Consider the following 18,614-nt stretch of genomic DNA (forward strand, 5'->3'; position numbering starts at 1 on the left):
TGCCCCCTCGCAAGACAGGCATTGCGAGGGGGCAGGGTTTGCCATAGAAACGATAATAATAATCTGTCGCATCGCCTGGTCATGCCTGCCCCCTCGACGGCAAAGCAGGTCCGGAGAGGGAGCCTGTGACCGTCCGTGCCGCCCGATATCAAATCCGCATCGCTCTACAAGGCACATCGCGAGGCGCTGGTGGACTATGCCAACGGCATCGTGCGTGACCGGGCGCGGGCGGAAGATGTCGTGCAGGATGCGTGGGTGCGGATCGACGAGGTGGAGCGCCACCGTCCCCTGCAGGAGCCGCTGCGTTACTTCTACCGCATCGTCCGCAACCTGGCCCTGGATGGTTATCGCGCCCGGCAGCGGGAGATATCGAAGGGGACTGCCGATATCGGCATGCTGGCCGACAGCGTGGCCGCCGCGAACCCGTCGCCGGAGGCGGAAGCCGGCGCGCGGGCCGAATTGCGGCTGGTACTGGAAAGCCTGGATGAATTGCCCGACCGCACGCGCCGGGCCGTCATGCTGTACAAGTTCGACGGCCTGAAACTGCGCGAGGTGGCGGAGCGCATGGGCATATCCGTCGCCCTGGCCAACAAGCTCGTGCTTGACGGTGTGGCGCATTGTGCCCAAAGGCTGGCCCGCAAGTCATGATTTTCCATCTGGCGTGCGACAGGCGGCTGATGCGGGATATGTTTTGGAAAATCCGTCTGCTGGATCGTTTTCTCCACAGAGGCCCGCGGGAATGGAGACATTCCCCTGAAAGCGGCGGGCGGGAGGGCGCATGACTTCTTCTCCGGATGACGGGACCGGGCGAGACCAGGACGGGACCCTGCGGGACGCCATCCAATGGCATGTCCGCATGACGGAGGAGCCGGAAGACGATGCTTTGCGGCGGGCATTCCGGCACTGGCTGGCGTCCGATCCCGCCCATGCCGCCGCCTGGCAGCAGGCGGAAAGGGTCATGGGGCTTCTGGCACAGGGCAAGTCGGTTGCGTTCCTGCCCCCCCGCACCGCCCCCCCTTCTGCGCCGCGCGATGCCATATCACCCCGGCGCCGGCGGCGCCTGGGACTGGCCGCTGTCGCAGCCGCGGCACTTCTCGTCGTGGCAATGACACCACAGGCCGTCCTGCGCCTGCGGGCCGACCATGTCACGGGCACGGCCGAGCAGCAGGTTCTGGCGCTGGAGGATGGCAGCCGCATCCGCCTGGCACCCGGCAGCGCCGTGCGGGTGCGGTATGCCGGCGACAGACGCACCGTCGACCTGATGGCCGGGGAGGCGTTCTTCGAGGTTTCACGGAACCCGGACCGGCCCTTCACCGTGACCGCCGGGGCCGCCCATGTCACGGTGCTGGGCACCGGCTTCAACGTCCGGCTGGGCACGGGTGGCGCGGATGTCGCCGTCCGGCATGGCAGCGTACAGGTCGATCGCGATGGTGACACGGGTGGCGAAGCCGTTTCCACGACATTGGCCGCAGGCCAATGGGCCCGGCTGCCCTGGGCCGGACCAGCCGTCAGGGGTACGGGCGCCCCGGCCAATGTCGGTGCCTGGTCGGCGCAACGGCTGGTCGCGGTGGCACAGCCCCTGTCGGAAGTCATCGCCGACCTGCGCCGCTATTATCCGGGCGCCATCGTGCTGACCGACCCGGAACTGGGTGGGCGGATCGTCACCGGTTCCTATGATGTCCGCGACCCCGTCCGGGCCGTGGAGACCATAACCGGCCCGCTGGGCGGCAAGGTCCGGCGCGTCACACCCTGGCTGCTGGTTGTCTCTGCATCGTAATTTATTGATATGATGATGATTTTTTAGAACCTCTGCTCGCTATCGACTTTTTTTGTAAAAAGCTTCCGCTCCATCGTTGAGTTGGCAGACCTTAGGATTGCGACGCATTAGCATTCCAGGCAAGCTCAACGAGTGGAGACGGAACCGTGCGTATCGGGCAAAGGAATTCGGGACAACGGGCGCGCCGGTCGGCGATGACGGCATTCTGGATGGCGACGGCGGCCATGGGGCCGATACTGACCACCCTGCCGGCACAGGCACAGGCGGCCGCTGAAAGCCGGTTCGATATCCAGGCCCAGCCCCTGGCCGACGCCCTGCTGCTTTTCGCGACGCAATCGGGCTATCAGGTGGCCGCCGACGGCGCCGCCATCCAGGGTGTTCAGGGCAATGCGGTGCAGGGTGCCTTGCCGGCAGCCACAGCGCTGGGCCGGCTTCTGGCCGGCACGGGCTTCACCTTCCGGATGGAAGGCACGGTGGCGACCATCGACCGCGCCCCGCAGACGGCGGATGGCGCCATCCTGATGGGCCCGTTGCGTGTGGAAGGCGATGCGCTTCACGGCTTCGCCGTGCCGCGACAGGGGGAGATCGGCAGCCTGCCCGTCGAATATGCCGGGGGAGAGGTGGCGCGCGGCGGCAAGGTCGGGCTGCTGGGCAGCCGCGACATCATGGACACGCCCTTCAACGTCACGCACTACACGGCGCAGTATATCGACAACCAGCAGGCCCAGAACCTGGGCGACGTGCTGGCCGGCGACCCGTCGATCCGCAACACCTATTCCCGCGGGTCGGGCCGGGACGAGTTCAATGTCCGCGGCTTCACCCTGTTCAACTATGATGTCGCGTTCAACGGGCTCTATGGCATCTCCCCCCGCAATTCCAGCACCATGATCGGTGTGGAACGGGTGGAGGTGCTGCGTGGCCCCAACGCGCTGCTGAACGGCATGGCGCCGTCCGGCTCGGTGGGCGGGTCGGTGAACCTCGTGCCCAAGCGGGCCGGATCGGTGCCCATTACCCGCCTGACCGCCTCCCATATCAGCGACAGCCAATGGGGCCTGCACGCCGACCTCGGCCGGCGCTTCGGCGAGGCCGAACAGGTCGGCGTGCGCCTGAATGCGCTTTACCGCGATGGCGACACGGCACCCGCGCGCAGCAGCGAGGAATTGAAGGCCGCGACGCTGGGCCTGGATTATCAGGCGGAACGGTTCCGGCTGGAAGCGGATCTGAACTACCAGTATCGCCTGACCCATGCGCGCAGTGGCCTGCTGTTCCCGCCCGCCGCCGGCGTGGCCATCCCGAAGGCCCCCGACGCCGACGGCAATTTCTTTCCCGACTGGACCTATTGGAAGACCGATGAACGGTCGGGCGCCGTGCGGGGGGAGTTCGACATCACCCCGGACCTGACGCTTTTCGCGGCGGCCGGGGCGCGGGAATATGATTTCGAGAGCATCCAGACAAGCTGGCTGCTGCTGGATGCCGCCGGCTCCATCGGGGCGGTGCCGGCGCGTCTGGATGAATATATCAACACGACAACCGCGGAAGCGGGGCTGCGGGGGCGCTTCACGACGGGATCGCTGGTCCACAGCCCCGTGATCAGCGCCAGCCGGCTGGACCAGAAGTCGGGCCAGGCGCGGGTGCGCGGCACGACCATCTTCTCCAACCTGTACAATCCGGCCGGCAATCCGCTGCCGGCCCTGGCCGCCATCACCCATATCCCCAAGGTGGGCACGGCCGACATCACCAGCCTGGCCGTGGCCGATACCATCGCCACGGCGGGGGAGAATGTGCAACTGACGCTGGGCCTGCGTCATCAAAAGGTCGAAACGGCCAATTTCGATGCCGTCACGGGGGCCCGCACCTCCCATTACGACAAATCGGCCAACACCCCGGCCGTGGCGCTGGTGGTGAAGCCGTTGGAGCGCCTGTCGCTCTATGGCAATTATATCGAGGGGTTGAGCCAGGGGCCAACGGCACCGACGGCGGCCGTCAATGCCGGCGAGGTGTTCGCTCCCTTCATCACCAAACAATACGAGGTCGGCGCCAAGTATGATTTCGGTGATTTCGGCGGAACGGTCAGCCTGTTCCAGATCGACCGGCCCAGCTCCTATGTCGATCCCGTCAGCCTGCGCTTCGACGTGGATGGCAACCAGCGCAACCGTGGCCTGGAACTCAGCCTTTATGGCGCGCTGGGCGAGGATGTGCGCCTGCTGGGCGGTGCGGCCTTCACCCGGGGCAAGCTGACCCGCACGCAGGGCGGCGTCAATGACGGCAGGACTGCGCCCGCCGTGCCCAAGCGCCAGTTCAACCTTGCCGGCGAATGGGACGTGCCTTTCCTGGAGGCGCTGACCCTGACCAGCCGCGTGACCTACACCAGCCCGCAATTCGTGGATGTGGGCAATACACAGCGTCTGCCGGACTGGACCCGGTGGGACCTGGGGCTGCGCTATGCCGTGGATGCCGGCGGCACGCCGCTGACCCTGCGGGCCACGCTGGAAAATGTGCTGGACAAGGATTACTGGCAGTCGGCCGCGCGCGAGGGGCTGACGGTCGGTCCGCCGCGCACCGTCCTGGTATCCGTCACGGCCGATTTCTGATCCCGGTCATTGGTCAAGGGGAAACCGCCCGCATGGAAAGCCGTTTGCGACAGTCGCAGGCCCTGCTGCATACCTGGGCCGGGCTGTTGTTCGGCTGGCTGATGTTCATCATCTTCCTGTTCGGGACCGTGGCCTTCTTCACCCAGGAGATATCGGCCTGGATGCGGCCCGAACTGGGCCGGGGGGCGGTGACCGACACCGCCCTGGATAAAATCATGTCGTATCTGGCCGAGACCGCGCCCGGCGCCACGGCCTGGACCATCACCCTGCCGCCCCCGCGCGGTGGGGAACCGGTCCTGGCCGCCTGGCAGGGCGCGGCCCCGCCGGCGGCGGGATCGGGGGAAACGGCCTTCGATCCCGCCAGCGGGGACCGGATCATGGTGCGCGACACTCGCGGCGGCGGCTTCCCCTACAGCTTCCATTACAATCTGCATTACATGCCCTGGTGGCTGGCCCGCTATCTGGTCTGCATCGCGTCGGTGGCGATGCTGGTGGCGCTGGTCACCGGGGTGATCACCCATAAGAAAATCCTGGTCGATTTCTTCACCCTGCGGCCGGGCAGGGGCCAGCGCTCGTGGCTGGATGCCCATAATCTGACGGCCGTGCTGGCCCTGCCCTTCCATGTGATGATCACCTATACCGGTCTGGTCACCCTGCTGTTCACGCTGATGCCCTGGGCCGTGGCCGCCAATTTTCCCGATCCCGCCGCCTTCCGCGCCGCCCTGCGCCCGCCGCCGCCGCCGGCCCCGATGGGCGAGGCTGCCCCCCTGCTGCCCCTGCCCGACCTGATCCGGCGGTCCGGGGCGGCGTCGGGTGACCCCCTGCCCTATCGCATCACCATCCATCATCCCGGCGACGCGGCCGCCGTGGCAGCGGTCATTCCGCGCGTGGAACGCCTTGGCGACCGCTACGGCGCGCTGCTGCTGGACGCGGTCGATGGCCGGCCCCTGCACAGGCCACCGGCGGCAGGACCGGGCCTTGCCACCCATGGGGTGATGACGGACCTGCACGCCGCCCGCTTCGCCGATCCCCTGCTGCGCTGGCTCTACTTCCTGTCCGGGGTTGCGGGTACGGCGATGATCGCCACGGGCCTGGTCCTGTGGACCGTGAAGCGACGCGGGCGCCTGCCCGACCCGGCACAGCCACCGGCCGGCTTCCGCCTGGTCGAACGGCTGAACATCGCGGTGATGGCCGGCGCCCCCGCCGGCCTGGCCGTCTATTTCCTGGCCAACCGGCTGTTGCCGCCGGCGATGGCCGGCCGGGCGGAATGGGAAATCCATTGCCTGTTCTTGGCATGGGCCGTCCTGGCGGCCTGGACCCTCGCCCGCCCCCCCAGGCGCGCCTGGGTGGAGGGTTTGTCGGCCTGCGCCCTGCTGCTGGCGCTGGTGCCCCTGGTAAACGCCCTGACCACGTCACGCGGCCTGCTGCCCAGCCTGCTGACCGGCGACCGGGTCTTCGCTGCCTTCGACCTTTCCATGCTTGCCTTCGCAGCGGCCTTCGCAAGCGCGGCACGGCAGGCCGCCATCGCCAGGGGGACACGGAAACGGGGCCGCGGGACGGCAGCCGTACCCGGCCCCTGACGGGGGCCGGCGGGCCTTTCAAGCACCTCATCACCGGAGCGTTTTGTCCCGCCGACGACACCCCGACACATGGAAATGAAAAATATGCTATCTGACGGGGAGCAGGTGACAGGCGCCCGGCCCGCATTGGCCGGCGCCGCAGGGGACGAGCATGACGGTAAAAATCTATGCCGGCGAACGTATCCGCCGCCTTCGGGAGACGCGGGGCATCAGCCAGGCGCAGTTGGCGACCGAGGTCGGGCTGTCCACGTCCTATCTGAACCAGATCGAAAACAACCAGCGGCCGCTGTCTGCGGCGGCCGTGATCCGGCTGTCCACCTATTTCCAGGTCGAACCCAGCCATTTCGCCGATGACAGCGACACGCGCCTGGCCTCCGAACTGCGCGAGGTCCTTGGCGACCCGCTGTTCGGGGATGCCTCCGTCACGTTCGCGGGCATCCGTGATGCCGTGCGCGCCGCGCCGGCCATCATGGGATCGCTGCTGAAGCTCTATCGCGCCTATCAGGGGCTGGACGAGGAATACAAGGCGCTGGTCGACAAGGTCGGCGGCGGAGACAATGTGGCGGGACCCGCCGCCTTTCCCTATGACGAGGTGCGCGACTTCGTGCAGCAGCAGCGCAACCATTTCGAAACGCTGGACCATGCCGCCGAGGATCTGTTCGAAGGGGGGCACTTCTCCAAGGACCGGCTGCTGGAGCATCTGGCCCAGCACCTGGCCGACCGGCACGGCGTGACGATCCGGGTGTCGACCATGCTGGCCCGCCATGACGTGCTGTGGCGATATGATCCGGACGACAAGGAATTGCTGGTGTCCGAAGGCACACCGCGCGAAAGCCGGACCTTCTTCGCTGCCCACCAGATCGCGCTGCTGGATTATGGGGTGGAGATCGAACGGCTGGTGGCCGAGGCGGGACTGTCCAGCATCGAGGCACGGTCGATCCTGCGTGTCGGCCTGGCCAACTATTTCGCGGGCGCCCTGATCCTGCCCTACAAGCGGTTCCTGACGGAAGCGCAGCGCATGCGGCACGACATCGACCGCCTGTCGGCCCATTTCAATGTCAGCTTCGAACAGGTATGCCACCGCCTGTCCACCATGCAGCGGCCGGGCATGCCGGGCGTGCCCTTCTATTTCGTGAAGGTGGACATGGCCGGCAACATTGCCAAGCGTTCCAGCGCCACACGGTTCCAGTTCGCCCGCTTCGGCGGGGCCTGCCCCTTGTGGAACGTGCATCAGGCCTTCGCCCAGCCCGGCCGCATCCTGGTGCAGCAGGCGCGGATGCCCGACGGGGCGACTTATCTGTGCATCGCGCGCACGGTGGTCAGCCGCGGCAACTCCTATCTTTCCCGCCCGCGTGAGGCAGCAGTGGGCCTGGGCTGTGAAATCGCCTATGCCGACCAGCTCGTCTATTCCGCCGGCCTGGACCTGCGTGATGCCGACGCGGCCGTTCCCATCGGATCGAACTGCAAGGTCTGCGACCGCGAGGACTGCCGTCACCGGGCCTTTCCGCCCATTGGCCGCGCCCTGCGCGTGGATGCGCACGAAAGACGGGTTGTGCCCTACAGCGTCACATGACGCGACCGGCGGTACGCGGCCCCTGAACATCGCCGGAGGGGTCGCTCCGCCGGGGGAAACAGGCACGGCCGGATCAAACTAATCCTTGCGGCTTTCGATATCATTAATATGATAAAACGATCGTCCAAGAAGGAGAAGAAGCGACGTGCTTACACGACAGTTGGAAAAATCCGCGACGGGTCCCTGGCTTGACGGGAAGGTTGCGGCCACAGGGCGCGGCGGCCGCCGGTCCCTGGCCCTGCTGATGGCGGTGCCGCTGCTGACCGCAGGACTATGCCTGACGGCGCCATCCGCCGGCGCGCAAACGGAAACGGCCAGCGACAGCGCCCGTTTCACGAACCCCCTGCTGCCGTCCGGACCGGACCCCTGGATCACCCAGGTGGATGGCGTCTATTATTATATGCACACACTTGGCAAGGAAATCGCCCTGTGGCGGACAGACAATATCGCCAATCTTGCCAAGGCAGAAAAGGCCGTGATCTGGACTCCGCCAAAGAAAGGCCCCAACGCCCATTCCATCTGGGCGCCGGAACTGCACCGGCTGGACGGGAAATGGTATCTTTATTACTCTGCCACCGCCAGCGGTCACAAGGATGACGCCCACCGGGCTGTCTTCGTTCTTGAGAATACCGGTCCGGACCCGATGAAAGGGAACTGGGTGGATCGCGGCCGCATCAATACCGCCCTTCCGGGGATCGACGGCTCCGTCTTCGATCATGGCGGCAAACGGTATTTCGTCTATTCCCCCTATGTGGGACCGACCAGCGGGCTGGCCATCGCGGAGATGGAGAACCCCTGGACGCTGAAGGGCAAGGAAAGCATCCTGACCCAGGCCGACCAGCCCTGGGAACAGAAGGGCGGCCGACAGATCGTTGAGGGACCGGAATTCCTGCTGGGACCCAAGGGCGACCTGTTCATCGTCTATTCCGCCAGCGCCTGCTGGTCGGATGATTACGCGCTGGGGTTGCTGCACGCAGCGCCGGGTGCCGACCCGCTGGACCCCGCGGCCTGGACCAAGTCCGCACAACCCGTGTTCCGCAGCGCCAACGGTGTCTATGCCACGGGCCATAACGGCTTCTTCATGTCGCCGGACGGCAAGGAGCACTGGATCATCTACCACGCCAATCCCGGCCCCGGAATGAAATGCACGCCCAAGCGCGCCCCCCACATGCAGCGCTTCGACTGGACCGAGGAGGGCTGGCCCCGGTTCGGTGAGCCGGTGGGCGCCGGTACCCCCCTGCCCGTACCGTCGGGCAGCAGATAACCCAATCCGGAACGGCAAGGGCCGCGGGGTTTCCCCGCGGCCCACATCCCCGATCGGGGCAGCCATGAAATGAAAGCCCGCGGTAAGGAGGACATATCGCAGGTTGGTGGGGCAGGTTGGTGGGCACTCCCACGGGCCCCGTCATTGCCGGGGCCCGTGGTCCGCCGCATCAGAAATTGAAGCGCATCCCCGCCCGGTACACGGTTTCAAGGAAGCGCGTCTGGAAACGATAGGCATCGCCCTGTTCATTGAACTGGCGATGGTTCTTGGCCGCCGTTCCCAGGATGTTGGACACATTGAAGGAGAAGGAGACATTTTCTGTCGGCGTCACGGTCGTCGCCAGATCCAGCGTTCCGCGCCCATCCTCGATCAATGGCAGCACCGGCCCCAGGCCGCCAATGCCGGGATCGTTCAGCCGCTGATAGTTCACGATGAAGTTTGAACGGTGATTGTAGGCGACGCGAACCGAAAGCACCTTGGTCTCGTAGAAGCCGACGAGGTTGTAGGTGTGGTTGGAAACGCCGGCGATCTTCTGCTGACCGGGCAGGAACTGCGCCAGTTCCGCCGGCAGTTCGGACGAATGGTCGATATAGGTGTAGTTGGCCTGCGTTCCGAAATTATGCAGCCAGCCGGGTATCCAGTCGGCATCGAACAATGTCGTGAAGCCGGTTTCGATCCCCTGCATCCGGCCCTTGCCGCCATTGTCCGGCCGCGTGATGCGCAGGCGACGGAACTGGGCGTCGTCCACCTCCACGGTGTAGGTGGAGATGAAGCCCTTCACGTCGCGCCGGAACAGCCCGAAGGTCACCGACGTCGATCGCGACGGATAATATTCGAAGGACATGTCGTAGTTGGACGAGGTGATGGGGTCGAGATCGGCATTGCCGCCCGACGCCGTGCGCACGCAGCCTGGATTGTCCGGGCCGTTCTCCGGCAGGGCCGGATCCTCGATACAGATGGTCGGCGGCAGACCGATGGTCAGCGTCGGGTTGAGATTGCCGAAGCTGGGCCGCGTGCGCGTCTTGGTGAAGGCCGTGCGGACCTGAAAATCATCGAACGGACGCAGCCGCGCGCTGATATTGGGCAGGATGTCGGTATAGCCGTTCTTGCGCGAAATCGGGGTCGTCACCACGGTCTGGCCGCCCGCGGGATTGAGTATCGTTTCCCGCGCAAAGCCGTTGATCCGGTCTTCCGTGCGCACAGCGCGCACACCGACGACACCATCGACGGGGAAACCCGCATCGAAGGAATATCGCGCCTGGATGTAACCGGCATAATCCTTCTCGTTGCTGAGATAGGTGGGATCGGCGAAGCCCGGCGTCGGCAGGCGCGCAAGGCCGCGCAGATAGTCCATCTGGTCCACGAGCGAGGCGCGCGTGGGCACCAGGAAGGTCTTCAGGGAATCGGCCTTGTCATTGCGGAAACCGGCCTTCGCCTGTTCGAACTGAAGGGGCAGGATCGAGTAGAGCGAGCCGGGCTGCGCGATATTGTTCTGGTTGTAGTTGTAGGCAAAGGCATCATGGTCGCTGAAGCGGATACCAGCCTGCAAAGTATCCAGAAACGGGCTATAAATCTGGTATTCACCATCCAGCCGGGCCTGCATGCCCTTGCGGCCGGAACGCGACCCCGTCTCCGCCAGGCCGACCATGCGGTAATTGGCCGGCGCCGTCATGTCGAAATTGGACAGCAACACGGTGCCGCCGCCCGCACCCTTGTCCGTATCGAAGTCGAACTGTTTCAGCGGGGCGCCTTGCAGCGTGAAATTGAAGCCCGTGGTCAGGATCGTGTAGGTCGATTTGGTATAGGCGACGTCACCGGAAAGCTTCAGGTCGTCATGCTTCCATTTGAAGCCGCCGCCACCCTGATAGGTGTTGGTGTCGGTCTTGACCACGTTCTGCGTGCCCGTTGGAAAGGCGCCGCCCGTGGCATCCATGCTCTTGACCAGGTTGGTGCCCGGAAAGAACTCGATATTCGACAATTGCGCGGCCGGCCCGACCGTGACCTGCAGGTTCCGGCCCTGGCCCCTGTTGCGGAACCCCTGATAGATGCCGTCCACATAGACCTCAAGGTCGCTATGGGGGCGCCATTGCAGGGCGAAATTGGCCGACGGCCGTTCCCGGCTGGCAACGGCATAATTCACATTGACGAAATCGGGATGGCGGATCGGTTCGGACGTACCGGCGATCACGCGGCGGGCGATGGTCTGGGCATTGGCACGGGTTGAATCGACATAGCTGGCCGACGCATAGGAGCCGTTCACCAGAAAACCGATCTCCCCGATGCCCGTGTTCCAGCGCTTGCTGATCAGCAGGTTCCCTTCAACATCCGTTTCCCGCGACTGGTGCAGCCGCACGCCGGCAATGCCGCCGAACACGCGGTCGCGCTTGAAATCGAGCGGCTTGCGGGAGCGCACATCGACCAGGCCGGCGATACCGGGCTCGACCAGTTCGGCCGTGGAGGATTTATAGACATCAAGGCGGGAGATGCTGCCCGACGGAAAGATCTGCAGGTTCATCGTCCGGCCATCAGCGATGAAGATGTCACGGCCATTGAAGGTCGTGGTGAAATCCGGCAGACCGCGGATGCGCACGCCGGACGCCTCGCCCTGGGCCCGCTCGACCTGCAGGCCGGTGATACGGGATGCCGATTCCGCCGCCGTGATGTCCGGCAGCTTGCCGATATCCTCAGCAACGATGGAATCCACGATCTGATCGGAATTCTGCTTGATCGACTGCGCGCTTTCCAGACTGCGCCGGATGCCGGTCACAACCACTTCCTGGAACACTGTCCCCTGCGAGGCTTCCGCGTCGGGATCGGCCTCCGCGGCGCTGGTCGTCCCCCTCGTCTCCTGCGCACCCACGGGCATCGCCGCGCACAATGCAACGGCCGAGACCGTGACCAGATATCCAAGGCGCATCTTCGTCTCCCTTGTCACAGGCCCCCTTCCCCGGAAGCCCCTTTCTCACACACTGCCGAACTAACAAATGCCTGTACGCTCATCAATCATATAAATAGGTCCAATATGATAATTTGAAGCGTAAGCACGCTGGACAGCAATGCCCCCTTCGCATTGCGTTGATGGGCCCCGGTTTGTCTTGGGGAAAGCGGAACAGGCGCATCGCCGTTTCCGCCCCCGACACGCGGGTCACCCTGGCATTCCTCCGCCCTTCCCGATGAGGACCCGATGCCCCCCATCAGAGGCAATGAACCGCGGGGCGTTTGTATCGGCGCCCCTTGCGGGGCCGGCTCGGGGTACCGACCCCAGGGGCCAGAGCGGTGAATGCCCTGATCCCGGCTTTCATCACTGCCCGCCGGGATCAGGGCCGGACGGTTCAATCATCCTCGCCTTGCATCGGGCCCCGCTCGACGCGGGGCTGGACCGGAATACGGCCGGTATCGCCCTGCGCCTTGCGCCAGCGATCAAGCCTGGTGCGCAGTTCTTTCAACTGCTTGGCGTGGCGTGGGTCCGCGGCCAGGTTCACCTGCTCGTCCGGATCGGCCTGAAGGTCGTACAATTCCTCCGCCGGGCGCTTGTAATAGGCATCAACGATCGCCTTGGCCGCCGGGTCCCGCTCCGCCGCTTCCCGCCAGGACGGGAAATAGACGCCGGAATCCGTGCGCGCCACCTTCAGGTCGATATGGGTGGTGTGCAGCGTGTCGGGCAGCAGGTTCTGGATGTATTTCCAGCGTTCCGTGCGGATGCTGCGCATGGGATAGGTGTTGATGCGACCGTCATTATTGTGGGTCGTGTAAATCTCCGGCCGGCCCGCCGGCCCGCTGCCGACACCGAACAGGCTGGAGAACGAAACCCCGTCGATCCCCTCGGGCTGCCTGCCGCCGGCCAGTTGCACCAGCGTGGGCAGGATATCGACCCAACTGACCATGGCATTCGTCCGGGTTCCCGCCTGCACCCGGCCGTTCCAGCGCACGACCATCGGCACGCGCGTGCCCGTATCATACAGGTTCCACTTCCCGAACGGCCATTGCGTCCCGTGATCCGCCGAATAAAGGACGAAGGTTTCCGGTCCCAGAATGCTGTCCACCGCATCCATCGTGGTGGCCAGGTCCTGGTCCATGCGCGTCACGGCGGCATAGAACCGGGCCCGCGCCTCGCGCGTTTCCGGCGTGTCCACCGTCTTGGGCGGCAGCGTGATGGCGTCGGGTGCGTAACCCTCGGTGGTGCGGGGCCAGGGCACATGCGGCCAGTTGCTGCCGACGAACAGTGCCAGCGGCCGCTTGTCCTTGCGCGCCTTCAGCCATTCGGCCGCGGCGGCAATGCCCTTATGGTCGTGGAACGTATCGTTGGCGTAGTAGTCGAACCCATAGGTACCCGTATGCTGGTAATGCGCGACCTTGCCGAAGGCGACGACCTGATAGCCCTGCTCCTGCAGGAAGGAGGGAAGCTTGCGGACCACGGCGCTGGTCCGGTCATGGTTCGCCTCCGCCCCGTTGCGGGCGGGCATCATGCCGGTCAACAATGCGGCACGGCTCGGCGCGCAGGTCGGGGAAGCCACGAAGGCCCGGTCGAACGTCATGCCCTGCGACGCCAGCCGGTCCAGCGCCGGCGTGCGCACATTGCGGTCACCGCTGATCGAGACGTCATTATAGCTGATATCATCGGCCAGGAAGACGACGATGTTGGGACGGGCGGGCGGCTCTGCCGCCACCGCGGCCCGGCCCGCGAAGGGGGCCGCAAGGGTCAGGGAAAGGGCCGCCGAGGCCAGCAGCAGCTTACGGCGAGAAAGATTGGACATTATCAGTCTCCGCGACTTGGTTGGGCGGTTTGCCGGAACCGCCTTGTCAGAACTCGAAAGGCTGGACGATCCGCCGGTCGGCGATCATGAAGGCATCGGCCACGAACTGGAGCGGGCGCAGGTCGACATCGCTCTGCCGGCTGCGCACCAGTTCGGCAAAGCGGCTGTAGAGACGCGGATATTCCTGGTTCTCGCCGCTTATCGGTATCTCGCCGGGCAATTCCAGGACGCTGCCGCCCATACCCAGGCGCAGCATGCCCGCATCGGTATCCACCTCGATATCCCAGGTCTGCTGCCCGGTCTGCAGGAAATCCAGCCGGGCATCACCGGTGGCGTCGCCGGTCCGGAAACGGATCTGGGCCGCGATGGGGCTGGCGCGGTTCGACGGCACCTCCAGCACCGCATCCAGGACGGTCAGCGGCGACGGCAGGATGCGGGTGGCGATGGACAGCGCATTGATCCCGGGATCGAACACGCCGAAACCACCGGCCGCCAATATCCAGTCCTGGCCGGGATGCCACTGGCGGATATTCTCCATCCAGCGGATGCGTACGGCGTCGATCCGCCGTCCGGCAAGCCAGTCACGCGCCGCATCGATCTCCGCCGCCTCGCGGGAATGCCAGGTGGTGAACAGCACCGTCCCCTGCCGGCGCGCCTCCTGCGCCAGCGCCTCCACCTCCGACACGGTGGCGGCCGGCGGCTTCTCCAGCATCAGGTCCCTGCCGGCCCGGATCACGTCCAGCGCCTGCTCAAACCGCCCGGCGGGCGGGGTGCAGAGCGATACGGCCCGGATATCGGGACGCGCCGCCAGCATTGCCGCAACCGTGCTGTGGCTCTCCACACCTTCCACCCGGCCATGGCGGCTGGCCGTGGCGGCCAGGTCGAAATCGCCACTGTTTGCCAGGGCCGGCACGTGCTGGTCCCGTGCGATTTTGCCGATCCCGACAAGTCCAAGTCTGATCATCTGGTCCGGAACCTCTATTATAAGATATATCAGCATCTACCCCAGAACCGGGGCTATCTTCAACGCGCGACCCGGCGGGGCCGGTGCCGCCAGCAGGCCGGCCGCTATTCGATCACCGCATAGGGCCGGTCGATCCTGTCGGCGCCGCCCCAGTTCTGGCGTTTGCGCCCCTTCAGATGACGGTCATATTCAGGGCGCCACGGATCGACAAAGCTTTGCGCGGCCCAGTCGTCCCATTGCCGGGCCATCGCACGGACAAGGTCCGGCCGGCTTGCCGACAGGTCGTGCATTTCCGCCCGGTCGGTCGACATGTCGAACAATTGCCAGGGTTGCTCGAAGCGGGCCACCAGCTTCCATTTGCCGTCCCGGACGGCGCGATTGCCCTCATGCTCCCAGAAGAGGGGCTTGTCACGCGCCAGCGCCTCGCCATGGAATGCGGGAAGCATGGAACGGCCCTGCATCGGAAGGATCGCGTGACCATTATGGCGGGCGGGATAGGTGGCGCCGCTGATCTCCACCACGGTCGGCATCACATCGATCAGATGACCCGGCGCATCGACCAGGGTGCCACGGAGCGCGGGGTCGATCCCATCCGGCCAATGGGCGATCAGCGGCGTGGCGATCCCGCCCTCTTCCGTGAAATGCTTGAAATACTGGAAGGGCGTGTTCTGCAAGGTGGCCCAGTTCATGCCGGCCCAGACCACGCTGTCCGGTCCGCCGGGCTTACCCTTGCCGGACAGGCGGCCATCGGGCCCGCTCTCCGCATTGCCGCCATTGTCGCACATGAAAAGGATCAGGGTATTGTCCAGTTCGCCGGCCTGTTCAAGCCGGTCCACCAGCGTGCCGATGGCGTGGTCGACGCGGGCGATCACAGCAGCATAGACGGCCATGATCGTATCGAACCGCTCCTTGTCCGCATCGGTCAGCCTGTCCCAATCATAGCTGTTCGGCAATGGTGGCGGCAGTTCGGCGTTGGCGGGAATGATGCCCAGCGTCTTCTGCCGCTCAAAACGGGCGCGGCGCAGGGCATCCCAGCCTTCCCGGTACCGGCCCTTGAACTTGACCACATCGGCCGCCGGCGCCATCAGCGGGAAATGCGCGGCCGTGAAGGGCATGTAAAGGAAGAAGGGCTTTCCCTCCGCCTGGGCCTGGGTGATGAAACGGGCCTGCCAATCGACATACATGTCGGAGGAATACCAGTCGCCCTCCCCCACCTCGGGGGCGTTGGCGGGCACCCTGCGCCCGTCGATATAGACCCATTGCGCGATGGGCTGCGACTGCTCCGGATAATAAAGCTCCCCGAACGGCGTGGCCAGCGACCGGTCGAAGCCACGCTGCCACGGCCCGACCCCGCGCGACATGCCGACATGCCATTTGCCGGCCATCGCCGTAAAATAGCCGGCGGGTTTCAGCACTTCCGCCAGCGTGACGACACGGTCGGTCAACCGGCTGCGCAGCCCCTGCGCGCCGGGCACGTCCACCCCTTCAAGATGGCCAAGCCCCGCCTGATGCGGATAGGTGCCGGTCAGCAGCGATGCCCGCGACGGGCTGCAGCGTGCGCTGTTATAGAACTGGGTGAAGGCCAGGCCGTTCCTGGCCAGCGCATCGATGCGCGGTGTCGGGATCTCCCCGCCGAAGGCGCCGACATCGGAAAAGCCGACATCATCCAGCAGGATGACCACGACGTTCGGGCGGGATGCGGCCGGCGTGTCGGCGGCCATTGCGTCGGCGGCCATTGCCGTGCCCATCCCCGTCGCAAAGGCGACAACCATGCAACTGACACCCGCCAGCAACCGGGCAATGCGATGCGCTTTCACCGGACCCGTTCTCCTCCCCCTGGGTTTTCCCCGTCATGGCCTGTGACCGGCCTTTGCCGCCCCACCGTAGCATAGGTCGGCCTTCTGGCAATATTGATAATATCAATAATATTTGGTCGGATCGTTTCCGCAACAGGAAAGAAAAGGGAAGCCGGCTCCTCCGCCGGGCAATGCCGCCCCTGGCTTTAGCCGTTTTACCGGGCAACCGCGCCCGGTCGGAAAGGCTGGAGGTGGAAAGGCGTTGAAGCACAGCACCCTTCAATATATCGTATTTATATTCACACAAAGCGGCAGAAGGTCGCTTACAGGGACAGGAAAGGACAGGCAGTGCGGAAAATTCTGCTCTTGGCGGGTGCCGCGGCACTCTTCCATCTGGCGACGGCCCCGGTATCGGCCCAGCCCGCCACGGCAAAGCCCGGCACGGCGGTAGCCAGCGACGGTGCCTATGTGGGGCCGATCATGACCAGATGGGGCCGGGAGGTGACGGCGGAAAACGCCTGGCGCAGCTATCCCCGCCCCCAGATGGCCCGCGAACAGTGGCAGAACCTGAACGGCATGTGGGATTACGCCATCACCAAGGCCAGCGCGCCGCAGCCCGACCGGATGGATGGCCGTATCCTTGTGCCCTTCGCCGTGGAATCGAAACTGTCGGGCGTTGCGCGCAAATTGCTGCCCGACGACAGGCTGTGGTACCGGCGCGACTTCACGGTGCCGGCCGACTGGTCCGGCAAGCGGACATTGCTGCATTTCGGGGCCGTGGATTTCGAGGCCACGGTCTGGGTCAATGACAGGCTGGTCGGCAGCCATCGCGGCGGGTCCAATCCGTTCAGCTTCGACGTGACCCCCTATCTGCGTGACGGGGCGAACAGCCTGTCCGTCCTGGTCGCCGACCCCACCTCGGCCGGAGACCAGCCACGCGGCAAGCAGGTGCTGGACCCGCGGGGCATCTGGTACACGGCCGTCAGCGGCATCTGGCAGACCGTCTGGCTGGAACCGGTTCCCGACCTGCACATCACCGAGGTGCGCGCCACCCCCGATATCGACCGCGGCATCGTGGCCGTTGATGTGGCATTGAGCGGTCCGGCCAGGCCTATCGACGCCGTCCGCCTGACCGTGCGCAGCGGCGGCAAAACCGTGGCCTCCACCCTGATCCGGGGCAACCGCAGGGCGGAACTGGCCATCCCGGATGCCAGGCTCTGGTCGCCCGACAATCCCTTCCTCTACGACCTCACCGCCGAGCTGGTGCAGGTACCCAACCCGACAGCGGGGGCCGAGCGGCCCGAACGGCAATTGCCCTCGCATTCAGCCCGGGAAGCGGCGACCTATGCCGCCCTGACGCCGGCCGCCGGGGCGGGCGACAGGGTCGAAAGCTATTTCGGGATGCGCAAGATATCGGTCGGGAAGGACCCGTCCACGGGCCATCCCGCCCTGTTGCTGAACAACAAGCCCCTGTTCCACAATGGCGTCCTGGATCAGGGCTGGTGGCCGGACGGCCTGCTGACCCCGCCTTCGGAGGAGGCCGCCAGAAGCGACATGGTCTTCCTGAAGAAGGCCGGCTTCAACATGCTGCGCAAGCATATCAAGGTTGAACCGGCCCGCTATTATTATGATGCCGACCGGCTGGGCATGCTGATCTGGCAGGACCTGCCTTCGGGCGGCTTCGCGGATCAGGCCGTGCGGCGGGAAAGCGACCGCGAGGCGGTCTTCACCTCGCAGGCCATGGCGCAATACCAGTTGGAAGCCGCGAACATCGTTGGCGCCCTGCGCGCCTTCCCGTCGATCGTCATGTGGGTCACCAACAACGAAGGCTGGGGCCAGTATGATGCCCGCACCGTTGCCACCCTGGTCCATAATATGGACCCCAGCCGCATCATCAATGCCACCAGCGGCTGGCTGGACACGGCGGGCGATGTATCGCAGGTGTACGACATCCACACTTACGAGGAAGTGCCGCTGGTGCCCGAGGCCAGCGGTGGCCGGGTGCGGGTGATCGGCGAATATGGCGGCGTCGGGCTGGCCAAGCGGGGCCATCTCTGGTTCCCCGACCGCGACCTGCGCATCTATCAGATCGCCAAGGACCAGACAGACTACGAAGCGCGCTATCGCACCAAATTCGACGAGATCGTGCGGCAATATCGCAAGGAGGGCCTGGCCGCCGCGGTCTATACCCAGACCACGGACGTCGAAAGCGAGTTGAACGGCCTGTTGACCTATGACCGGGCGGTGGAAAAACTGACCCCCGCCACGCTGAAGTCCATGGCGGACCCGCTTTATACCCCGCGCTGACAGCCGGG

At 65.4% G+C, this 18,614-nt stretch carries 11 protein-coding genes; 7 read left to right on the plus strand and 4 right to left on the minus strand.

Going from position 1 to position 18,614, the window contains the following annotated elements; translation table 11 throughout:
* Positions 1-135 precede the first annotated feature (135 nt).
* From ACM9LZ_RS10060 to ACM9LZ_RS10085, 6 genes are all read left to right on the plus strand, one after another.
* Positions 136-648 carry a sigma-70 family RNA polymerase sigma factor gene (locus ACM9LZ_RS10060; RefSeq protein ID WP_416619262.1) on the plus strand — a complete coding sequence of 171 codons (513 nt, stop codon included), beginning with the start codon at positions 136-138 and terminating at the stop codon, positions 646-648.
* 130 nt (positions 649-778) lie between these two features.
* On the plus strand, positions 779-1,777 hold the full coding sequence (locus tag ACM9LZ_RS10065) for a FecR family protein (protein ID WP_416619263.1): 999 nt from the start codon (positions 779-781) through the stop codon (positions 1,775-1,777).
* Positions 1,778-1,971: 194 nt separating this feature from the next.
* On the plus strand, positions 1,972-4,368 hold the full coding sequence (locus ACM9LZ_RS10070; RefSeq protein ID WP_416619264.1) for a TonB-dependent siderophore receptor: 2,397 nt from the start codon (positions 1,972-1,974) through the stop codon (positions 4,366-4,368).
* A gap of 32 nt (positions 4,369-4,400) precedes the next feature.
* The gene (locus tag ACM9LZ_RS10075) at positions 4,401-5,948 is read left to right on the plus strand and encodes a PepSY-associated TM helix domain-containing protein (RefSeq protein WP_416619265.1); all 1,548 of its coding nucleotides are present in this window, start codon (positions 4,401-4,403) and stop codon (positions 5,946-5,948) included.
* 151 nt (positions 5,949-6,099) lie between these two features.
* Positions 6,100-7,521 carry a helix-turn-helix domain-containing protein gene (locus ACM9LZ_RS10080; RefSeq protein ID WP_416619266.1) on the plus strand — a complete coding sequence of 474 codons (1,422 nt, stop codon included), beginning with the start codon at positions 6,100-6,102 and terminating at the stop codon, positions 7,519-7,521.
* A gap of 145 nt (positions 7,522-7,666) precedes the next feature.
* A complete protein-coding gene (locus tag ACM9LZ_RS10085) occupies positions 7,667-8,785 on the plus strand; it encodes a glycoside hydrolase family 43 protein (protein WP_416619267.1) in 1,119 nt (372 codons plus the stop codon).
* Between the two features lie 169 nt (positions 8,786-8,954).
* On the opposite strand, the gene ACM9LZ_RS10090 is transcribed toward ACM9LZ_RS10085, so the two are convergent.
* The 4 genes from ACM9LZ_RS10090 to ACM9LZ_RS10105 all read right to left on the minus strand — a co-directional run bounded on the left by ACM9LZ_RS10090 (position 8,955) and on the right by ACM9LZ_RS10105 (position 16,320).
* Positions 8,955-11,702 (minus strand): TonB-dependent receptor, encoded by a 2,748-nt coding sequence (locus ACM9LZ_RS10090; RefSeq protein WP_416619268.1) that lies wholly within the window; start codon positions 11,700-11,702, stop codon positions 8,955-8,957.
* 415 nt (positions 11,703-12,117) lie between these two features.
* The gene (locus ACM9LZ_RS10095) at positions 12,118-13,539 is read right to left on the minus strand and encodes a sulfatase family protein (protein ID WP_416619269.1); all 1,422 of its coding nucleotides are present in this window, start codon (positions 13,537-13,539) and stop codon (positions 12,118-12,120) included.
* Between the two features lie 46 nt (positions 13,540-13,585).
* Positions 13,586-14,503 carry a Gfo/Idh/MocA family protein gene (locus tag ACM9LZ_RS10100; RefSeq protein WP_416619270.1) on the minus strand — a complete coding sequence of 306 codons (918 nt, stop codon included), beginning with the start codon at positions 14,501-14,503 and terminating at the stop codon, positions 13,586-13,588.
* Positions 14,504-14,607: 104 nt separating this feature from the next.
* Positions 14,608-16,320, minus strand: a complete 1,713-nt coding sequence (locus ACM9LZ_RS10105; protein ID WP_416619271.1) for an arylsulfatase — start codon at positions 16,318-16,320, stop codon at positions 14,608-14,610.
* 327 nt (positions 16,321-16,647) lie between these two features.
* On the opposite strand from ACM9LZ_RS10105, the gene ACM9LZ_RS10110 reads away from it, so the two are divergent.
* Complete coding sequence (locus ACM9LZ_RS10110) at positions 16,648-18,606, plus strand: glycoside hydrolase family 2 protein (protein WP_416619272.1); 1,959 nt, start codon at positions 16,648-16,650, stop codon at positions 18,604-18,606.
* The last annotated feature ends 8 nt before the right edge of the window (positions 18,607-18,614 follow it).

Source organism: Niveispirillum fermenti (assembly GCF_048066175.1).
In the GTDB taxonomy this organism is placed as follows: domain Bacteria; phylum Pseudomonadota; class Alphaproteobacteria; order Azospirillales; family Azospirillaceae; genus Niveispirillum; species Niveispirillum fermenti.